A 19,876-nucleotide genomic window follows, 5' to 3' on the forward strand; every position below is an offset into this window, starting at 1 on the left:
CAAGATATTAAAAATTTCTCCGACGAGACATTTTCTTCGCTATCTTTCAAAGAACCTACCAGAAATCTCTCTCCGACGATAAACTTATTCCATACAGCTATCAATCTGGGGTTTTGAGCAACCCTCAGGGGGAAATGTTTTTTAACAAATTTGAAATAATATAATAACTCTTTTGTGCGTCTAAATTTTTGGGGTTACATTCCAGCGCTTTTTTAAACGCTTTAACCGCGGAGATATATTTTTTCTGAAGATAAAAAGCTTTTCCCATTACATTGTATGCTTCATCATTAAGTGGGTCTAATTCAATTATACGCGAACAAATGTCTATCATTTTATCATATGTTTTCTTTTTGTAGTAAATCGCGGCTAAATTTTTATATGCAAGGCGATAATTGGGTTCCTTCTTTATTGCCCTTTGAAAAAAATCTATTGCTTTCTCGTCATTATTTTGAAGCACATAAATTGCTCCCATTTGTGTGTATACAACTTCAGTATTTAAATTTAACAATAATGCGTTTTCTAAGAGATTTAAAGCACCTTGGAAATCTTTATTATGAATGAGTTCTCCACTTTTATCCAGAATTTCTAACTCTAATTTAAGATTGTTAAATACTCTTAAATTATTTGAATCGTTAAAAAAAATATCTGTCGGTTTATTATCGTATAAACTTATATCATAAATAGCAGGAAATTCCGAAATAAATGATGTTAAACTCTTATCCGGTTTTTCTTTAACAATTTTATATACTCTGAATCCACCATTTTGAAAAACCAATTTGAAATTCTTCAACTGGTGACTATCAAAATGAAATTTATAAGCAGCAGAACTTTTAGGTAAAAGTAGTCTATCTGCGCAATATCTATGTGAATCTTTAGAATTATCTAAAACAAAATTAACCTGGTAAATGAAATAGTTTGCGTTTACAGTTCGACAGAATTGAAAAAAAATAAATTCCTCATTGTAAAAAGCAGAAAGAAATTGGTGCCATTTATTCCTTATTGCGGACGATTCAAACTTCGGATGAAAAACAACAGGTCTATTTGCATAAGTTAGAATCAAAGGACCAGTTTCAAAAGAAGTTAAAAACACATCATTGTTAGCAGTATACTTTTTGAGCCACTCTAACAATCCCATCTTTTGAGATTGTTCTAACATATGAATTTGCCTTTCTTCAGGAAAAAGCTTTATAAACATATTTTTAAGTTTTGTAGGGTTTTGATAATTTATCATTTTATAACAGTCAAACAATAATGCGACAATTAGAACAACAATAAATTTGAAGTTAGTATTATAACTGACGATCTTCCCTGCTAATATTGTAATAGGAAATATAAATAATACATGAAGTCTGCTGATCAATATAAACATTCCAGTAAATGCTACAAAAAGAGAGATTAAGAATATTTCTTCAGTTTTGGGTTGAATCCCAATAATCTTTACTAAAGAAATACTACTAAATATAACTATAGGTAAAAACCAGTATAAACTCCAACCAATTGAAGGAGAGTTGAAAGCCCCTACCCAAAGCACACGAGCATGAAATGGAATATTTGCTGGATTTTCAGGTTTACTTAAAAAATTAACCAGTTTACAAACAAATAATGAATATACATGACTATACTCAGCTTCCCTGACTGGAAAATAAAAAAGTAAAATAAATATACCTACCAATAGGACTAAAATAACGATGCATTTTCTTTTTAAATCGCTCATATTAAATTTTTTTCTCAAGAAATAATCAATAATTACAGTATAAGAGATAATCATTGGTATTGATATCAAGAATGATTTATTTCGTAGTACCGGGACAATCAACCCTGAAAGCACTAAAAAAACAAATATAACACAAAACTTTCTCTCAATAAGATTAACGGTTTTATTTTTATCTATCAATATCCAGAGATAAATTATAACTACAAAAGTCAAAAAATAAAATTTTGTAAAATGCCAGCTACTCAATCCGATTGAGAGACAAAGCCCAGAAAGAAAATCGAACCAATAACTATTATCTTTTTGAGTTTTAATAGATTTAATGAATAAAAAGAGATGAAAAAAAATAAATGGCAAAGCAAAACTTTCATATTCAAACAATCCTATAGTTCTACCAAAACCGGCTATTGAAAAACTGTAAAATAGTATTGCCACTAACCCCGAAAATATGTTTCCAAATTCCTTCGCTGTGAGATATATAGCTATTATTGAAAGGCTGGAAAAGAAAGCAATAAAGTAAATGACAAAAATGTGAAATGGAATATTCATAAATATAGTAACAACCCGATAAATGTGGCCAATTATAATTTCCTCAAAAACAGTAAATTCTTTAAAAACGTTTACACCTTCTGGCCATTGAGCATAGTAGTCTATTTTAGGTATTTTTTCGCCCCTGGTAATCATCTTTGCATATCTGTATTGGAAAGCACTTTCTGTCCAATAGAATCCTGTGTCATCTTTTGGGTTATAGTGTGGAAGTTTTTTTGTTAAGTAGATTTTATAAAATGAAGCTATAAAATACAGCGCAATAACAATCCCAATTATAAACCATTTATTCCCGAAACAAGTTCGGGACAAGTTGTCAAAAAGTTTTTTCATAATTTTCTGTCTCTCAAAAACAAAAAACCGAGTTACCTAATGAAAATTTCAAGTCAGGCACAGTTTTCACAGTTTTCAGTTTTGCAGTTCTGTCCGGTTTTGTCACAGTTTTGTCAGTTTTCTGTTTTCTTCATTATTTTTGATATGATTTGATTGCCGAAAAGCAGAAATTATTTTCTATCGTCACGCATCTTTTAACTCAAATTGAAATTGAATACCGTCTGTTACGTCGTGTGCCAATCGGAATAACCTTCTTTGTTCTCAATAGAAGATTCAATGCCTTGTATATTCCCTGCCGACTTATACGGAATTTCTTTTCCAACTGTTTTATTGATTGTGGTCCCTCGCTTGCCAAAATAGTTAGCATTTGTTTTTGTGTGTCGGAGAATGCCGGTAATTTTCTCCCGGCTGCCTGCGCTAATTTAAGGCGATTATACGCCCGCTCAAGCCCTGCTGCCGTAATATCGGATATATATTCAATCCAATCGGACACTCCGCCATGTTTTCTGGAATTGCTCAACTGCGAATAATAAAACTGCCTGTTTTCTAACAAAATATCGTCCAGGGTAAAAATGTGCAGAGTATCAAAACCCTTACGATATAATTCCCAAGATGCCACCGCTCTCGCTACTCTGCCATTGCCATCACGAAAAGGATGAATTGTTGCAATCTCCAAATGTGCGAGCGCAGAACTAATAACAGCATGATATTTTTCGCCGTCGGTATTTAACCATTTCAGAAATTCTTTCATTAGAGTTGGGACTTTTGTATAAACAGGCGGTATATGGTCACCGACATACACTTGAACATTCCTGTATCTGCCTACAGGACCACCGTCAACCGCTTTTTCACCGATAATTTTATGTAATTCCAAAATATCTTGCACCGCGATAATCTTCTTATTTTCATTCTGTCTTATCCATCTGACAGCATCAAGATAATTTTTTACCATCTGAATATGAAATTCAGGTTTATTAGGTCTTTCACCATCAGCAACTTGCTTAACTTCCTGTAAGGTTAGTGTGCTGCCCTCAATAGTTGTTGACGCATATGCCATTATTATTGCTGATTCCTTTTGAATAATAGGAACGAATACACCTTTTAGCCAACTCTCTGCTATTTTCCCACGTAGATAATCAATCTCGGATAATGTTTTTGTAACTCTCGGTCTAATTTCAAAGTTTAGCATTTGCTCCTCTGTCAACTTTATGTCAACCTTATGTCAACTATATTTTACATATAATTTTGTCGGAAGTCAAGAAAACAAAGTAACCACAAGATTTCACAGATTAAACATCAAAACACAGATAAACACAGATGTCTTATCAGTGTTCATCATCTTTTTTATCTGTGTCCATCTGTGACTGATTTTATAATTTCCTGTACTTCAAGTAAATTATTTTCTAACACAAAATACGCTTTTTGTCAAGAGTTTTATTAGCAGGTAAGATGCAAACAGGTAATTGCATTTTTTGATTGGAGTTTATTGTGGGTTTCAACTGCTTTTATTGTCTTTTCCATAATCAATTTTATGTTCTGGCTTTCAATGTATTTTTTTGTTTCAGCGGGCATTTTCATACAAGAGAAAGATTTTTCGCTCTTTTCATTGCAGAAATTATTGCCTGCTCAAGAATCTTTGCAAAATTTTGTTTCGTTAAAACTCTAAAAGCCGCTTCTGTTGTCCCTTTTTTTGAGGTGACTTTCTGTCTCAAGATTTCGGGAGTTTCATCTGACAGAATTATCATTTTCGCAGCACCCAATAATGTTTGGTTAACAAGTTTCTGAGCAACCTTTTTTTGTAGACCAATCTTTTGTGCAGTTTTTTGTATAATTTCAGCGATATAGAAAATATAGGCAGGACCACTGCCTGATATGGCGGTTACAGCATCCATAACCTTTTCACTAACTTTAACTACTATTCCGCAGTAACTTAAAAGTTTCTCGGCAAGTTCCATATCCTTTGTTTTAGTATATCTGCCTTTACAAATAGCAATCGCACCTTCACCAATTACCGCAGGTGTATTAGGCATCACTCGGATAACAGATATTTTTTTCAGATATTTTTCTATCTTCTGTGTTCTTATTCCTGCAGCGATTGAAATTACAATTTGTGTCTGTTTTATCAAACCTGAAATCTCTTTTAACACTTCTTCTATTTGATACGGCTTGACTGCAAGAAAAACTATATCCGATTGTTTGACAACTTCAGTATTGCTACCACATTTCTGGACTCTGTATTTTTGAGAAACATAGTTCAGCCGTGTGTTGTCTATATCCGATATAAAAACCCTTTTTGCCGAGAAACCGTTTTTCACGATAGCGGATATTATTGCTTCCGCCATATTTCCGCTACCTACAAAACCGATTACGTCTTTCATTTATTCGCCTTTCAATTTTTCGTCTAATTTTTTTTCTTTGTTCCTTATATCGTCTATCAACAACAACAGGTAAATTAATTATCCGGCGTTCCTCTTTTCTTCTGTTATCGGCACGCCTGAGCCAGAGTCGTCTGTCAATACGGTCACGCCCAGTCATAATCGTTCTCCAAAAATCCCTGTTCCAATCCTTACCATATTCGCACCTTCTTCAATCGCAATCCCAAAATCGTTTGTCATACCCATAGACATGTAAGACAGCGAATAGCGAATAGCGAATAGCGAATAGTAATCAGATGCACGATGAAAATATGGCCGTGTTAATTCAGGATTTTCAAAATAAGGTGCCATTGCCATCAGTCCTGTAATTTTTATATTTTTTAATTCTGCTGATTTTTTCATAAACTCTTCAAGTTCCATCGGATTTAGACCATACTTTGTTGCTTCTTCTGAAATTTTTATCTCAACAAAACACTCTTGGATTTTACAAATTTTTTCTGCCTGTTTGTTTATCTCTTCCAGCAGATAAAACGAATCAACCGATTGAATTACATCAAAAAGCAGAACTGCCTTTTTTACTTTATTCGTCTGAAGATGTCCAATCAGATGTTTTGTAACTTTGCAATTTACTAACTGCGGAATTTTTTGCTCGGCTTCCTGAACCCTGTTTTCGCCGATATCTGTTATACCGCAATTTATCGCTTCTTTTATTCTGTCTACTGAAACCGTTTTGGTTACCGCTATAAGTTTAATATTTCTTCTGAAACCAGTTTTGTTTTTTATATTTTCTATTTGGTCTAAAATCTTTTTTATCCTATCGGCAATCATCAATAATTTATTTTTTTATTTTTTCCTGAAGGCAGGCAGAACATTGGGCAAGAATTTCTTCTTTCTGAAGCCCTTTTTCTTTTCTTAATTTTGTCATCATCTTATTCCCGCTGGAAATGGAAAAACAACACATTATACAGATGTTACAACCTACTATCTGGCAAGTGATTTCTTTTTTAGATTCTTTACCGCATAGAATACAAATTGACATAGGTTATATCTCAATCTGATATTATGAAATTATTCCAACCGCAATAGTGATATAGCCACCAATCAACAAAAACGGGGAAACGATGCTTGCCCAATTATCACCTTGCGGGTTCGTCTTGGTAAGTACTAAAAATCCAACAATTACCAATCCAATACCTGCTGCAATTATTATTTTCCCTCGTTTTGAAATCACAGGAAGTGCAACAGATGGTTGAACTGCTTTCTGGTGTTTTTGTTTCATTTCGCCCTCGGTTTGTAATCACAGATGACACAGATTGACACGGGAAAAGTGTTCTCCGTGCCGTGGTTTTTTACCAATTTTATTTTACAAAAATTATTTATTTTGTCAATATTATCAGAAAAGTAAAAATTCCAATGCGGGTTTGGAATTGGTTTTTTATCTTCCTTCTACATCCAACAATTTTTTCTTTTTTAGTATTATCAAAACTATATAGATTATTAAACTAACTGTAAATATCAATAACCACATTGTGTCTATACTGGGACTGCCTTTGGTATATGTTTCACTAATAATATCTAAAAAAGTAAATGCTGAAATGATTCCGAAAAAACTGGAACTTTCTCTTTTTAACACGGTTTTAACAGAAAACGGCAGTTCAGACGGTTGCCAGTTAGCCAATTTTGGAAAGAATGCTGGTGTTTCGTTCGTCCAGTTGATAAATAATTCGCCAAATTTTTTTTGTAAAAATTCTTCTTCAGCAAACATAATTAGTCCATAATATATCCCAAAAACGAACAAAATAACAATTGAGAACCATAACTTTTGTGCAAACATAGATAGCCCTAACCATACAAAAAAATTGCCTACATACAGTGGATGTCTAACAACAGAATACATACCAGTAGTATTTAAAACTGCTGCCTCTTGGTTTTTTACATTTCTGCCTGATGTTCCTTTAGGTTTATAGCCAATAGTTATGATACGAATAAACAGTCCAAAGAACGAAACAGCCAGACAAACTATCTCCCATACTCTGTTTAATTTATGGTTATTAGCAGGATATTGAAAATCTTTTAGGACGATGATATAACTGGCGAGCAGAATTAGTGGCAGGTAACTTCGCCATCTAAAAAGCCAGTTGCCTGTTCTTTCAAAATACCTGTGTAAAGTCATTCGCTTCGCTCACTGAGAATGATTCTCAGTTGCATTTACTTTTCTACAATTTGGTCTCATAAATACGGTATTTTTTATAGATAATTCCACCCATAGCAGATATGCCTTTGTTGATGAGTTCATTATCTTCTAAAGTCCATGAGAGTTCTCCACCATCGGAATAGCCGTATTTTTTGGCAGCTTGTAAAATCTCATAATACAGAACCGCTTCAAGCCCTTTATTTCTGTATTCTTTTTTGACACCTAACGCCAAAAGCCTAACAAATTTTATTTTATTTTTCCAGTACAAAAACTTTAGTATTCCAATCGGTCCCATTTTGCCATTAAGTTTTTTTAGTACAAAATTGTAATCAGGGATACAGAGTGTTGCAGCAACCGGGTTGCCGTCAACCTCTAAAAAATGAACCAGCCGCGGGTCAATTAACGGTTTAAGCCCTTTAGCCATATAATCAATTTCGTCGTCGGTTAATGGCACAAAACCCCAGTTCTTTTCCCATGCAGAATTATAGATGTTTTTGAAGTATTCAATATCCCGTTTAAAATTTTTCATATCAAAATTCCTGACTTTTATTTTCTCTCTCTTTTTTACCATCTCAACGATTCTGACTATTCTTGGTGGCGGGGCTTCCTGACTTGACCGATACCATGCATACAAGTCCTTTGTCTTTGCAAATCCGCCCCCTCCACCCACTTTTTCTATTAAGTTAACATAGTAAGGCGGATTGTAAGTCATCATTATTGCTGGTGAAGAATCAAACCCATCAATTAGAAGCCCGCATTCATCATTTGTAGATGGGTTCATAGGTCCCCGAACAATTTTCATTTCTTCTGCTTTTAAGTATTTTTTGACTTCATCCAGAAGCCCACTGGCGATGGTTAGATTATTCACACACTCAAAAAAACCAAAAAAACCACATTGCTCCTGATGAATACTTATATGGTTCTGGTCAACAATAGCAGCAATCCTGCCGAGAATTTTTTTGTTTTCGGAAGCAAGAAAAATTTTTATTTTTGCATGTTTCCAGAATGGATTTTTATTAGAAAGCAGTTTTTTGGCTTCCGAGATTAGGGGTGGCACCCAGAACTTTTTATATGGAGTACCTTTGTATAGTTGAAATGGAAACTTTACAAACTCGTCCAATTTTTCCGGCAAATCATAACCTTTTATCTCCACAGTTTAGCCATCCAGTTTTTTAACTGCTGTCTCATCTTAGACATATTAAATGGTGGTAATGGGGGATAAATGGGGTATCGTTTCTTTTTTATCCATACCTGATTGGTATCTATGAGTCCAAGTTTTCTACCGGCTGTCTCAAACGCTGCCAGTGCTTTATCCAACTGCTCGGCGGTATGTGTTGCCATAATACTTACTCGTATCAGTGCACGGCCGGGCGGTGTTGCCGGGGCAACTATTGGTGTAGTAAAAACACCTTGTTCATACAGTAGTTTCCACATTGTAAATGCACGCTCGTTTTCACCGACGATAATCGGTATGATTGGTGTTGTGCTTGTCCCGGTATCAAACCCAAGTGATTTGAAGCCGGCTCTCATTTTCTGTGTATTTCGCCAGAGTTGTTTAATTCGTCTTCTACCTGTAATAGAGTTGATAATTTTTAGCGCTGCACGGACTGATGCGACATTTGACGGGCTAGGGCTGGCAGTAAAAATCAGTATTCGTGAGAGATGTTTGAGATAGAAAATAATATCCTCGTCGGCTGCGATAAACCCACCAATTGACGCCAGTGATTTTGAAAAAGTGCCCATTATTATATCAACTTTATCAGTCAGCCCGAATTGTGATGCGGTACCTCTACCACCTCTGCCGAGCACACCGATACCGTGTGCATCATCTACCATCACGCGAGCATTATATTTTTTTGCAAGTTCTACGATTCCTGGCAGATTTGCGATATCGCCTTCCATACTATAGACACCATCTACAATTATCAGTTTAGGCGTATTGAAGCCAACCGTTTTAAGTATCTGCTCTAAATCAGCCATATCATTATGTTTGAACCGAACCCATTTAGCACCATATGCTTTTGCAAGTTGACAACCATCGTAGATTGATGCGTGGTCATATTCGTCTATTATAGCGTATTCATGCCGACTGACCAGTGCAGCAATCGCACCAAAATTAGTTTGCATCCCGGTAGAAAACAGCAATGCTTTTTTATTATCTTTCCCGTTTTCGTTAATAAACTGTGCGATTTCGTTTTCTAATTTTACATGGATATCAAGTGTTCCGTTTAAGAATCGCGAGCCAACACAGCCTACGCCGTATTTTCGGGTTGCATTTATAACCGCAGCTTTGAGTCGCCAGTGCGAAGTTAACCCGAGATAATTATTAGAACCCATCATTATCATTTTCTTACCTTCTATAATTACTTCCGGGTCTTGACCTGATTCTACCGTATGAAAATACGGATACAATTCATTAGATATGAGTGTTTTTGCTACCTGTACGACTTCGCTTTTGTAACATTTCTCAAATATGTCCATGATAACATCAGGTTAAAAGTGAAAGGTCAAAGGTTAAAATTTTTGGACTTCATTTTTATTTATACCTTTAATTTTAACCTGTTATTTTCCCCTTTAACCTGCCTCTTTTGCTATCATATCGCCAACCTCAGCTGTTGAGAAGCCCATTTTTCCAGCATCCATAGATTTTATTTTGCCTGACGCTAAAACTTTTTTTATTGCATTTTCAATCACTTGTGCAGTTTCTTCTTCACCTAAAATATCCATCATCATAGCACCTGCTGCGATTGTCGCAATCGGATTGATAACATTTTTGCCGGTGTACTTCGGTGCAGAACCGTGTATCGGCTCAAACATAGAGACACCCTCTGGATTGATGTTAGCGCCTGCAGCTACTCCGAGCCCACCTTGTATCACTGCGGCTAAATCGGTTATAATATCACCAAACATATTATTTGTAACAACCACATCAAACCATTCCGGATTTTTCACAAACCACATACAGGTTGCATCAACAAATGCATGTTCTTTTTTGATATCCGGATACTTTTCACCGATTTTGTAAAAAACCCGTTGCCATAAATCACCACTATAGGTCAAAACATTCGCTTTGTCAATCAGTGTCAAACTTTTTTTTGTATTTCGTTTTTTTGCTAACTCAAACGCATAACGAACACATCGTTCAACACCTTTATAAGTGTTTACATCCATTTGAGTTGCAATTTCGTCTTTTGTATCCTTTTTAAAGAAACCACCGATTCCACAGTATGCACCTTCTGTGTTCTCACGCACAACCACAAAATTTATATCTTTCGGCTCTTTATTTTTAATCGGTGTCTCAACACCCGGATACAAAATTACTGGCCGAAGATTTATATACTGGTCAAGTTCAAAACGGAGCCGAAGCAGAAGCCCTTTTTCAAGTATGCCTGCTTTTACATCCGGATGACCGATAGCACCAAGATAGATAGAATGCAGTTTTTTGAACTCAGCAATCGCACTATCCGGCAGAATTTCGCCAGTTCTTAAATATCTGTCACCGCCAAAATCGTAATTCACAAGTTCGTATTTCACATTTGTTTTTTGGCAAGCGGCGTCAAGCACTTTTAGCCCTTCACTGATAATTTCAGGACCCACACCATCACCTGGTAATACACCAATTTTGTACTTCTTGCTCATTATATATCTCCTAACGATTGAATTCAACGGTGTGTTTTAGCACGTCCGTTGCAACGATTTGTTATGGTTCTATTTTCCTTCAATATACAAAGTATCGGGACATATATCTTGACCATGTGGCCAAGATATAGTACCCATAAAATGTTTTACTTGTTTGAAATAGTTTTTATCTTTTAATTCGACGAAAACACCAAAACCCAAGTAATCACTCATATCAAAAGTTTTAGTCTCGCCATTTTTAAAAGTAATCAATAGTGTGTAATCATCATTTGCAACAACAGATTTAACTCTTGGATTCATATTATCACCTCAGAGGTTCAATATTAAGTGGATTTTGGCCATTTACAGCCAATTCCCAATCTGCCATAAGGTCTTCCTTATGTATCTCAATCCATGCTTGTACCAGTTTTAATTTACTTGCTTTCAATTCCCCTTCAAGCACCTCCCCATCAGGTATTGAAATCACTGCTTCTTGTTCTTGATATTTTACATGGATATGAGGCTTTTTATGCTTCTTATTATCTATAAAAAACATCATTACAATTATTCCATAAAACATACTAATAATTGGCACAAAAACCTCCTTTGTCTATAATTATTTTATCATTTTTTGCTCACTATTCTTTTGAAAACGTCCTCCCATGGAAAGCCTAAATTAGGATTCTGGTGATACGCCTTCAATTTTTCATTTATTATCTTTTTTTACCGTATATATCTTTCGCCGTATTTTAAGTCACGCATATATTTTCTGATTTTTTCTTTTTCAATCATTGATAGGTTTTTGAATTTCAGCCCTGCACAAAACTTGTTTTCATCTATCGCCGTCCATATAATCTCGCTGTTAATAAAAAAAGGTGCTGCTTTTTCAAACCCAAACTTTATTTTTACATCTCTTGGTGGAGTAGTTTCTTTCTCAAAACATACCCGACAACCGGTTGGCGAGAGTTCCATCATTCTTATTTGGCATAAAAGAATCTCACCATCTGCACTCCATAATTCTGACGATAAATTAACAAGTAAGCGGCCTGATAACCGTTTTTCTTGCATTTTGCTCCGCTAAAATAACGAATAACTAATCCCGAATCCGTGAAATATAATTTATCAGCCCACCCGTGTTTATAATCTTTAACAGAAAATCCGGGAATGGCTGTGCAGTATAATTTTTATGTGTTATGAGATTTTTTACAATCCCTTCTTTAAGGTCAATTTCTAAAATATCACCGCTTTTTATATGAGAAGTATCTTTTAATTCAAGTATTGGCAGCCCGATATTGATACTGTTCCTGAAAAAAATTCTAGCAAAACTTTCGGCAACCACACAGGAAACACCAGCTGCTTTTATTGATAGTGGCGCATGCTCCCTGGAAGAACCACACCCAAAATTTTTGCCCGCAACAATAATATCGCCCGGTGAGACATTGCTCACAAAATGGTTATCAATATCTTCCATACAGTGTTTGGCAAGTTCAGATAATTCAGTTGTATTAAGATATCTTGCAGGAATTATCTCGTCAGTATTGATATTATCGCCGTATTTGTGGACTCTGCCTTTCAGTATCATTTTCATAACTACAGATATAAGATAGGAGATGGTAGATGGGAGCAAAGTCCCTACTCCTATCTCTTATCTCTTATCTCTCATCTGCCTTTTTTGCTGTTGTTGGAAACATCGTTACAATAAAGTTCTTATTCAGGTCTAAAAACTCAACTTTATATTCCCAATCCTCGCCGGGCTTGATTGCAGAAATAGTCGCATCAGTAATCGGAATAAACTGTCTTACAGGCGCATTTATAAAATCAGATAACCGACTGCCCGCTGCCAGATAAATTGCGCCTTGAATTTTGCAGTTCTCTAAATAGATAATAACATCGTGTCGTTCTTTGTTTACTCTTTCAGGTGAATCAAACACAGTAATATCAAGTTAAGCTAAAAGTTAAAGGTGAAAGGTGAAAATTTTTGGATTTTATTTTGATTTATACCTTTTCCCTTTTACTTGCCTTTTTTATTCTGGCAAAGCGATTTTTCCTGCTATTGCGGATGCAGCGGCAACTGCTGGATTACATAAATAAACCTCGCTTTCAGGATGTCCCATCCGTCCTACAAAATTCCTGTTTGTTGTCGTAATCGCCTTTTCACCTTTTGCCAGAACTCCCAAATGGCCGCCTAAACAAGGACCGCAGGTTGGCGTAGAAACCGCACAGCCGCTATTTATAAAAATTTCAATAAGCCCTTCTTTTATTGCAGTCAGATATATTTTCTGTGTTGCAGGGATTATGATTGCTCGGATATCAGGATGAATTTTTTTGTCCCTAAAAATTTCTGCAGCAATCCGTAAATCCTCAATACGGCCGTTTGTACAGGAGCCGATTACAACCTCATCAATTTTGATATTTTTTGTTGCGATTTCTTTTACCGGTTTTATATTAGATGGTAAAGCCGGTATTGCCACAAGTGGCTCTATTTTACAACAGTCATATTCTACTAGTTTCTCATAAACAGCATTGTTATCACTCTGATAAACCTCATATGGTCTTTCTGCACGGTTTTCAACATATTCAATTGTTTTTTTATCAGGTGAAATGATACCTGACTTCGCACCTGCTTCAACTACCATATTACATATTGTGAATCTATCTGACATTGACAGTTTTTCAATTACTTCACCAGCAAACTCTATCGCTCTGTAATTTGCACCATCTACCCCAATATCTCCAATCAGATACAAAATCAAATCCTTGCCGGATACCCATTTGTTCAATTTTCCATTAAAAATAAACTTTATTGTTGATGGTACTTTGAACCATACTTTTCCTGAAATCATACAGGCAGCGATATCAGTAGAACCGACACCGGTTGCGAATGCACCGAGTGCGCCATATGTACAGGTATGCGAATCCGCACCTGCAACAACATCGCCGGGCAGAACCACGCCTTCCTCAGGAAGTAGCGCATGCTCTATCCCCATTCTGCCGATTTCATAGTAGTGTGTGAGTTCTTGTTGTTTTGCAAACTCTCTTAAAATTTTTGACTGCTCGGCTGATTTTATGTCTTTGTTAGGCGTGAAATGGTCTGGAACAAGCACAATTTTTGTTCTATCAAAAACTTTTTTACTGCCGGCTTTATAAAATTCTGAAATCGCAATAGGAGCAGTTACATCATTCGCAAGCACGATATTCACATCACTTTCTATGAAATCGCCTGGTGATACTTTTCGTCTACCACAACTCTGTGCTAAAATTTTTTCAGTAATAGTCATCGCCATAATTTTATTTTACAAAACAATTATCTAAAAATCAAGCAAATTCATAATTTCTTAATACACAACAAGTAACTTTGCCATGCTACCCCCAGTTGATCGTTTGCTCATTTAGCTAAATGAGCAACTATGTTCAACAATTTACCGACGGACTATATTTCCCATTTGCTCATTTAGCTAAATGAGCAAATGAGAATTTCAATTTTTTGAGGACAAAATTAAGCCCTAAAGATAATAATTTTTTCTTTTTTGGATAACCTGTTTTAATATCCCAATCACGCAAACGATAATACTCTTCAAGCATTGGTTTCAAATATACTATATGACCTTTTGCCCGTTTTGATGGTGATTTCTCCGTCAGTAGCCGTTTCGGTAAAGTATCATCTTTTCTGGAAATGCCGTGCAGAATATTATAACATCTTTGTAGATTGTAAATTCGTTCACCAATTTTTTTTAATTTTTCAACTGTTACATCTATCCCGGCTGCATATTTTACACCATTAGCAATTTCAGCCCAGTACAGCGCCGGCGGGAACATTGTACCGAACTTACACACAACCGCACTATCTGAAACTGCACAAAATTCTTCACCATCTTTTACCACAAACGGCTTATATTTCGTTTGTATGCCATCAATAATTTCTGGAAGTTTATCTTTTCCGTATCTTTTGATTGCCTCACCTGGATAGCCGGTTTCATCTATTGTTGGAAAGCCCTTTAAGTGGTCCGCACCGCGTGAAGATGTCACATGTGCAAGACCCATTGATTGCTGGCTTCTTCCATCTTGTGCGGCGATTTCCTGACCTTTGACATCCATAGAATAATAATTTGCATCGTGTCCTATTATTTTAGAAGCCCGACGGGAGCCTTCGGCAAGAATATTTCCAAAACCCTGCCGGTTACAAATCTTTTCAAGAAGTGAAAGTATTGACTTATAGTTGCCCCAGGTTAAATCCAAGCCATCAGTATCTTCTTTAGAAATGATTTTTTTCTCGTAAAGTTCCATTGCAAATGAAATCACAGCACCTGCTGAGATTGTATCCATCCCCAGCCGATTACACATCTCATCTGCTTTTATGATTGCTGGCAGGTTTCTGTTGAAACATCGTGAACCGAATCCGGAAAGCGTTTCGTATTCAAGCGAAGTTGTAGCAGTTCCTGCATATTCACCTTCTTTTACAATGTATCTTTTATCGCAACCGATTGGACAGGCAAAACAGGCAAGATGTTTTACAGTATGATTTTTTTCAAGTGTTTCTGCTGAAATATCGTTTACGTACTCAAAATGGCCAAGTTGAAAATTCTTCGTTGGAAACCGACCAACTTCACTCATCAAGGAAACCAATGCAGGCGTGCCGAATCTGGTTTCGCCTTTTGTGAACTCGTTTTCTCTGATAAGTTTGTGTGCGTTAAGTGCTTCTTTACAAAATCGGTCTCTATCATAAACAGTTATTTTCCCTGTGCCACGAACTGCAATTGCTTTCAGTTTCTTACTACCCATCACACAGCCCATTCCGCTTCTTGCAGCAGTTCTGCCGTAAGTTACATTTATAGCGGCAAACCGAACGAGATTCTCGCCTGCAGGTCCGATTGCGGCAACTTTTATATCTATATCGCCGAGTTCTGTTCTTAGTATCTCTTCAGTTTGATAAGTATCCTTACCCCATATATGTTTTGCGTCTTTTATCTCGCAGATGCCGTCTTCTATCCTGAGATAAACCGGTTTTGCAGATTTGCCTTCAACTATTATAAAATCAAACCCTGCATATTTTAACTCAGGCGCAAAAAAACCACCGCTGGAAGCATCTCCGTAAATCCCGGTCAATGGAGATTTAGAAATCACCGAAAGCCGACCTGAAGATGGCCATATAGTTCCTGTCAAAGGACCTGTTGCAAAAATAATTTTGTTTTTTGCTGATAGCGGGTCAATATTTTCAGGCACTTCATCCCACAGAATTTTCGTACCAAAACCGTTCCCACCGAGATAGTTTTCTGCCATCCCTTCAGACAGTTCACAAATTTCAACTTTTCGTCTTGTTAAGTCAATCCTCAAATACTTACCTATATAACCTTTGTATCTGAACATTTTGAAGTTTTGAGACAACCTGTTTTCTTTTTTTGTTCGCTATTTTATCGTCAGTAATAAGTTCTATTGCTCCGTAAGGACAGAATCTTTCGCATTCAGGCTGGCCATCGCATAAATCACATTTTATTGGGGTACCTTTTTCAATATCAATAAAAAGGTTCATACTACGAACATATGCCACAGAATTTCACAGAATCTCACAGAATTTCTGTTAAGTTTTTTGCTTTCAGTGTTATTCTGTGTATTTCTGTGGTTATCTTTTAATCCTGTAAATCCTGTCAGGTTCTTTTTTTGTTAACATTTACTTCCTACTTCAGTGGGTTTCTTTAATTTCAGCCGACTGTCGTGCCAGAGGCAGATCCGCCTTGGCGGAAAGTCGGGTATAAATCTTTACAGCAAGTCCTGAGAACCGCAACTAAAGTTGCGTAGAAGCTGGAAGGACGGGTTTTACCATTTCTAATAATGCGTCTTCAAAACATTTTAGTGGTGCGTCAAGTATTCCGGCACCGACCTGACCTATACCGGCTTTTTTGTGTGCGATACCGGTATTTATGATTGGTGTAATCTGTGTTTCTACAATTTTTCGGATATCAAAACATACAGGCGCACCTGCAAAATCAAGTTGAGGTATCTGATAATTTGGATGTTTTCCGATGGTAATTTTATACATTTTTTTTGTTGCATTGAGTGCATCCTGTGGAGTTCCGCCTACAAATTTTACGATTGCTGGTGATGCTGCCATTGCATTCGCACCGATACCTGCGGTTTCAGAAATCGTTGAATCGCCCAAATCCGGGTTAGCATCTTTTTCAGAAAAGCCGGCAAAATAGAGTCCTTTCGGCTGACCAGCAGTCGCGGTGAACCATTTCTCGCCAAGCCCGGCAATTTTTATTCCGATTTCGGTTCCATTTCTTGCCATACAGGAAACGACGGTAGAATTTTTTAATCCAACAATTGTATCACAGGCGGACTTACAGGCAGCCATAGATAGATTCAGAAAGAAATGTGGATTATTGGATATAAATTTTACAACTTCATAAATTGTATTTGTATCTAAATCAGTTTTTAATAAGTAAGGCAGTATTTCTTTCAGAAAAAGACCTGTTGCTGCGACATTTCTATTATGGCATTCATCACCCATAGTAAGCGCCTGTGCGGTCAAATTTTTTATATTCAGCCCACCTGAAAGTTTGATTGCTTTCTTTATAGCAGGTGCAAGCACATTTTCCATCCATTTCAGTCGGTCAATCACATCAGACGAGTTTGCACCAAATCGTAAGACCTTGCCAAGCCCTTCGTTCAAAGTTGAGTATGCCAGGTTGCCACCAGTTTCGTTTTTTACAACAAAAACGAACATTGATGCTGAGATTATCCCCGCCATAGGACCGACTGCGTTATGCTGATGACAGGGTGCAAATTTTATATTACCTTTTGCTGCAATTATTTCTGCTTCGTGTTCATCTTTTACAAAGCCCTCATAAATTAACGCACCCGTAATCGCACCGCGAACAGGTCCACACATTCTATCCCAACTAATTGGTGGACCTGCGTGCAGAATTGTGGTTTTATCCATTTCATGTATTACATCTTGTGCAGGACAGATATCTACAAGAACCGGCTGGGCGTTTGTTATTTTTGAGTATGCGGTTTTGTTTGCAGTTTCAACTTCTTCTGTATTTAATTTTATCAATGCAGTTATCAATTCTGGATTCCCGCCAGCAGGTGGTTTAAAATCAACTTGCACAACATCACAACCAACTGACCTCATAGATTCAGCGAATGATTTTAATCCTAAATTTAACACTTTTAGTTTCTGCCCGAAAAGTTCACCTGCCATGCAACAGACCTCCCAAAAACTCTAATCGTTTCTTACACAATTTTTTTAGTGCAGCGGTTGAAGACGGTATTTTTTTATTTGGTAGCCATCGTTCTTCATAGACCTGTTTGAGTGTTAAGCCGGTATGTGAAAGTTTCCGCCAGTAATCAATCACATCAGTAAGATGCATGGAATAATTAAACGCACGCGAGCCAACATCGTAGACAACACAGCGTTCAAGCGGATAGGTTATTTTTTCATATTGTGATTTTGCAAACTCCGGTGTAATCAGCGCATTTTTTTTTACAAGGTCGGTACCTGGCAAACATATTGTGAACTCGTTTTTATCCTGCGGGACTACAAATCTGCCTTCAAAATATATAAGAATCGTTTCTGCATAATCAAAATGGTTCTGGTATAGTTTGTGATACTTTGCGAGAATCTCTTCAGCACGTTTGCAGCCGATTGTTAGCATTACAATCCGTCTGACATTTTTATCCTCAGCGATACATTGTTTTCTTAATATCTCTAAACCATTATCAAGTGTTGTACCGGTAGCTATCACATCACCGATAAAAATTGTTGCATCTTCAGGCAATGAAAATTTTCTGTACTGGTCGTCTTTGATGAACCAGTCCGAATGTTTTTTATACCGCTGTGATGTGATGAATGATGCGCTCATTTTATTAAAACTGAATGTTTTGTATAATGCTTCAAAAATACCGAAATTAAGCCCGCCTCTCAAAAAATGTAAAACCGAGATATTTTTAGCATCGTATTTTGAGAATTGCGGAAACAGTTTGAATGTTTCGTGAACACTTTCATTCAGGTTTTTTATGTACTCCAGCCCGAAAATCTCCGGTTTGTTAAGGATATTTCTTGAAAAAGGTGTTGATACAATAAATCTTCTGAAAGTCCGTCGCGGGCTAATTTCGTATACAACCGCTTGGGCGGATGATTTAATTTTTATTAGTTTATCCATAAACCCTTCAAGAAAACATTGTAGCCACAGATTAACACAGATTAAACATCAAGATACAGATAAACACAGATGTCTTATCAGTGTTCATCATCTTTTTTATCTGTGTCCATCTGTGATTGATTCTATAATTTCCTGGACTTCAAGTAAATTCTGAATTACAAATACCAAATTACACACTGTTTGATATTTGTAAGCATTTGCTTACAAAATTTTTATTTGTTTTGCCGACGATAACTTCTAAAATGTAAGCAAATGCTTACATTCTTAAAATCTGGTTGCTATTTCTTTTATCAATTTTGTTGCTGTGGCATTAGTTGGTAAAACTATTATATTTACAGATTCCAAAATTTCTTTTTGCTTTTCACAATTTTGCGGGTCTAAATCGGTTCCGCAGATAGAAGTCACAAAAGTCAGATGTTTTTTTTGTCTTTTTGCGATTTTTTGGGACTCAATTATCGCTGGTAAAATTGCATTTGCTGGGTCAGGATGCACACCATAACCAAGCACTAAATCAAAAAAGATTACTGCAACCTCTTTATCTTTCGCCTCTTGAATGAGCCGTCTGTTCCTTGTAGTAAAATCAATCATCGGGTGCGGAACGCCTCTTGTAAATTCATCGTCGCCTAAATCAATGAACGAATTCTTGTATGAAATTTTGCTGTCTTTAAGTTTATATTCAGGTTTAACTGCGATATTTGAATAAATTTCGCTGATTGATTTTTCTAAACCAAATATCGCTTCGTCACAAAGCGTTCCGCCCGAGAAGAGTCCGCGAATATATTTCTGGTTTTTTTTATATTTTTTTATTTCGTTTTTAGCAAGTTTGAGCAAATTACTGGCAAGTTTTTTGTCAGGCACATATTTCTTATTTTGTAAAACTGCGATTGATTTTAATGCGACATCTTCAAGTGTATTCACAAAAAACATATTTCTATTA

The 19,876-nt window shown here is 36.3% G+C and carries 22 protein-coding genes; all 22 read right to left on the reverse strand.

All coding sequences use genetic code 11. The features are described from left to right. Nucleotides 1-124 precede the first annotated feature (124 nt). The gene (locus AB1349_08115; GenBank protein ID MEW6557304.1) at nucleotides 125-2,590 is read right to left on the reverse strand and encodes a tetratricopeptide repeat protein; all 2,466 of its coding nucleotides are present in this window, start codon (nucleotides 2,588-2,590) and stop codon (nucleotides 125-127) included. A gap of 199 nt (nucleotides 2,591-2,789) precedes the next feature. After that, a complete protein-coding gene (locus AB1349_08120; protein MEW6557305.1) occupies nucleotides 2,790-3,779 on the reverse strand; it encodes a Fic family protein in 990 nt (329 codons plus the stop codon). A gap of 248 nt (nucleotides 3,780-4,027) precedes the next feature. Continuing rightward, entirely contained in the window at nucleotides 4,028-4,162 is a 135-nt protein-coding gene (locus AB1349_08125; protein MEW6557306.1) for a hypothetical protein, read from the reverse strand. 2 nt (nucleotides 4,163-4,164) lie between these two features. Then, complete coding sequence (gene proC / locus AB1349_08130) at nucleotides 4,165-4,968, reverse strand: pyrroline-5-carboxylate reductase (protein ID MEW6557307.1); 804 nt, start codon at nucleotides 4,966-4,968, stop codon at nucleotides 4,165-4,167. A gap of 153 nt (nucleotides 4,969-5,121) precedes the next feature. Beyond that, complete coding sequence (locus AB1349_08135; protein MEW6557308.1) at nucleotides 5,122-5,793, reverse strand: YggS family pyridoxal phosphate-dependent enzyme; 672 nt, start codon at nucleotides 5,791-5,793, stop codon at nucleotides 5,122-5,124. A 7-nt stretch (nucleotides 5,794-5,800) separates the two neighbouring features. Then, a complete protein-coding gene (locus AB1349_08140; GenBank protein ID MEW6557309.1) occupies nucleotides 5,801-6,004 on the reverse strand; it encodes a hypothetical protein in 204 nt (67 codons plus the stop codon). A gap of 21 nt (nucleotides 6,005-6,025) precedes the next feature. Then, nucleotides 6,026-6,244, reverse strand: a complete 219-nt coding sequence (locus AB1349_08145; protein ID MEW6557310.1) for a hypothetical protein — start codon at nucleotides 6,242-6,244, stop codon at nucleotides 6,026-6,028. Between the two features lie 156 nt (nucleotides 6,245-6,400). Beyond that, a complete protein-coding gene (locus AB1349_08150) occupies nucleotides 6,401-7,138 on the reverse strand; it encodes an isoprenylcysteine carboxylmethyltransferase family protein (GenBank protein ID MEW6557311.1) in 738 nt (245 codons plus the stop codon). Between the two features lie 43 nt (nucleotides 7,139-7,181). Continuing rightward, nucleotides 7,182-8,312, reverse strand: coding sequence for an N-acetyltransferase (locus AB1349_08155; protein ID MEW6557312.1), 1,131 nt, complete (start codon nucleotides 8,310-8,312; stop codon nucleotides 7,182-7,184). After that, nucleotides 8,303-9,640 carry a pyridoxal phosphate-dependent aminotransferase family protein gene (locus AB1349_08160; protein MEW6557313.1) on the reverse strand — a complete coding sequence of 446 codons (1,338 nt, stop codon included), beginning with the start codon at nucleotides 9,638-9,640 and terminating at the stop codon, nucleotides 8,303-8,305. Before AB1349_08160 ends, AB1349_08155 begins: the two co-directional genes overlap by 10 nt. A 93-nt stretch (nucleotides 9,641-9,733) precedes the next feature. Further along, the gene (locus AB1349_08165) at nucleotides 9,734-10,798 is read right to left on the reverse strand and encodes a 3-isopropylmalate dehydrogenase (protein ID MEW6557314.1); all 1,065 of its coding nucleotides are present in this window, start codon (nucleotides 10,796-10,798) and stop codon (nucleotides 9,734-9,736) included. Nucleotides 10,799-10,867: 69 nt separating this feature from the next. Beyond that, nucleotides 10,868-11,098, reverse strand: coding sequence for a DUF2442 domain-containing protein (locus AB1349_08170; protein MEW6557315.1), 231 nt, complete (start codon nucleotides 11,096-11,098; stop codon nucleotides 10,868-10,870). 4 nt (nucleotides 11,099-11,102) lie between these two features. Continuing rightward, the gene (locus AB1349_08175; GenBank protein ID MEW6557316.1) at nucleotides 11,103-11,372 is read right to left on the reverse strand and encodes a DUF4160 domain-containing protein; all 270 of its coding nucleotides are present in this window, start codon (nucleotides 11,370-11,372) and stop codon (nucleotides 11,103-11,105) included. Between the two features lie 128 nt (nucleotides 11,373-11,500). After that, complete coding sequence (locus AB1349_08180; GenBank protein MEW6557317.1) at nucleotides 11,501-11,845, reverse strand: PilZ domain-containing protein; 345 nt, start codon at nucleotides 11,843-11,845, stop codon at nucleotides 11,501-11,503. 25 nt (nucleotides 11,846-11,870) lie between these two features. Next, a complete protein-coding gene (gene leuD / locus AB1349_08185) occupies nucleotides 11,871-12,359 on the reverse strand; it encodes a 3-isopropylmalate dehydratase small subunit (protein ID MEW6557318.1) in 489 nt (162 codons plus the stop codon). A gap of 70 nt (nucleotides 12,360-12,429) precedes the next feature. Further along, a complete protein-coding gene (locus AB1349_08190) occupies nucleotides 12,430-12,708 on the reverse strand; it encodes a hypothetical protein (protein MEW6557319.1) in 279 nt (92 codons plus the stop codon). A 93-nt stretch (nucleotides 12,709-12,801) separates the two neighbouring features. Further along, nucleotides 12,802-14,061: a 3-isopropylmalate dehydratase large subunit gene (leuC, locus tag AB1349_08195; GenBank protein MEW6557320.1), complete on the reverse strand. Its 1,260-nt coding sequence runs from the start codon at nucleotides 14,059-14,061 to the stop codon at nucleotides 12,802-12,804. Between the two features lie 163 nt (nucleotides 14,062-14,224). Further along, complete coding sequence (locus AB1349_08200; protein ID MEW6557321.1) at nucleotides 14,225-16,141, reverse strand: aldehyde ferredoxin oxidoreductase family protein; 1,917 nt, start codon at nucleotides 16,139-16,141, stop codon at nucleotides 14,225-14,227. Next, a complete protein-coding gene (locus AB1349_08205) occupies nucleotides 16,113-16,304 on the reverse strand; it encodes a hypothetical protein (protein ID MEW6557322.1) in 192 nt (63 codons plus the stop codon). The genes AB1349_08200 and AB1349_08205 overlap by 29 nt, the downstream gene beginning before the upstream one ends. A 252-nt stretch (nucleotides 16,305-16,556) precedes the next feature. Continuing rightward, a complete protein-coding gene (locus tag AB1349_08210) occupies nucleotides 16,557-17,978 on the reverse strand; it encodes a DUF1116 domain-containing protein (GenBank protein ID MEW6557323.1) in 1,422 nt (473 codons plus the stop codon). Further along, nucleotides 17,968-18,939, reverse strand: a complete 972-nt coding sequence (locus AB1349_08215; GenBank protein MEW6557324.1) for a hypothetical protein — start codon at nucleotides 18,937-18,939, stop codon at nucleotides 17,968-17,970. The genes AB1349_08210 and AB1349_08215 overlap by 11 nt, the downstream gene beginning before the upstream one ends. Before the next feature lie 264 nt (nucleotides 18,940-19,203). Then, a partial coding sequence (locus tag AB1349_08220; GenBank protein ID MEW6557325.1) for a hypothetical protein occupies nucleotides 19,204-19,876 on the reverse strand: 673 nt, incomplete at its 5' end.

It is taken from the genome of Elusimicrobiota bacterium, assembly GCA_040757695.1.
In the GTDB taxonomy this organism is placed as follows: Bacteria; Elusimicrobiota; UBA8919; order UBA8919; family UBA8919; genus JBFLWK01.

What these genes read in the sequence shown, in the direction of transcription:
- AB1349_08145 (MEW6557310.1), bottom strand. Translation starts at nt 6,244, where the DNA reads ATGAAACAAAAACACCAGAAAGCAGTTCAACCATCTGTTGCACTTCCT.
- AB1349_08165 (MEW6557314.1), bottom strand. Translation starts at nt 10,798, where the DNA reads ATGAGCAAGAAGTACAAAATTGGTGTATTACCAGGTGATGGTGTGGGT.
- AB1349_08205 (MEW6557322.1), bottom strand. Translation starts at nt 16,304, where the DNA reads ATGAACCTTTTTATTGATATTGAAAAAGGTACCCCAATAAAATGTGAT.
- AB1349_08115 (MEW6557304.1), bottom strand. Translation starts at nt 2,590, where the DNA reads ATGAAAAAACTTTTTGACAACTTGTCCCGAACTTGTTTCGGGAATAAA.
- AB1349_08180 (MEW6557317.1), bottom strand. Translation starts at nt 11,845, where the DNA reads ATGCAAGAAAAACGGTTATCAGGCCGCTTACTTGTTAATTTATCGTCA.
- AB1349_08135 (MEW6557308.1), bottom strand. Translation starts at nt 5,793, where the DNA reads ATGATTGCCGATAGGATAAAAAAGATTTTAGACCAAATAGAAAATATA.
- AB1349_08210 (MEW6557323.1), bottom strand. Translation starts at nt 17,978, where the DNA reads ATGGCAGGTGAACTTTTCGGGCAGAAACTAAAAGTGTTAAATTTAGGA.
- proC (MEW6557307.1), bottom strand. Translation starts at nt 4,968, where the DNA reads ATGAAAGACGTAATCGGTTTTGTAGGTAGCGGAAATATGGCGGAAGCA.
- AB1349_08150 (MEW6557311.1), bottom strand. Translation starts at nt 7,138, where the DNA reads ATGACTTTACACAGGTATTTTGAAAGAACAGGCAACTGGCTTTTTAGA.
- AB1349_08120 (MEW6557305.1), bottom strand. Translation starts at nt 3,779, where the DNA reads ATGCTAAACTTTGAAATTAGACCGAGAGTTACAAAAACATTATCCGAG.
- AB1349_08170 (MEW6557315.1), bottom strand. Translation starts at nt 11,098, where the DNA reads ATGAATCCAAGAGTTAAATCTGTTGTTGCAAATGATGATTACACACTA.
- AB1349_08200 (MEW6557321.1), bottom strand. Translation starts at nt 16,141, where the DNA reads ATGTTCAGATACAAAGGTTATATAGGTAAGTATTTGAGGATTGACTTA.
- leuD (MEW6557318.1), bottom strand. Translation starts at nt 12,359, where the DNA reads ATGATACTGAAAGGCAGAGTCCACAAATACGGCGATAATATCAATACT.
- AB1349_08215 (MEW6557324.1), bottom strand. Translation starts at nt 18,939, where the DNA reads ATGGATAAACTAATAAAAATTAAATCATCCGCCCAAGCGGTTGTATAC.
- AB1349_08160 (MEW6557313.1), bottom strand. Translation starts at nt 9,640, where the DNA reads ATGGACATATTTGAGAAATGTTACAAAAGCGAAGTCGTACAGGTAGCA.
- AB1349_08125 (MEW6557306.1), bottom strand. Translation starts at nt 4,162, where the DNA reads ATGCCCGCTGAAACAAAAAAATACATTGAAAGCCAGAACATAAAATTG.
- AB1349_08140 (MEW6557309.1), bottom strand. Translation starts at nt 6,004, where the DNA reads ATGTCAATTTGTATTCTATGCGGTAAAGAATCTAAAAAAGAAATCACT.
- leuC (MEW6557320.1), bottom strand. Translation starts at nt 14,061, where the DNA reads ATGGCGATGACTATTACTGAAAAAATTTTAGCACAGAGTTGTGGTAGA.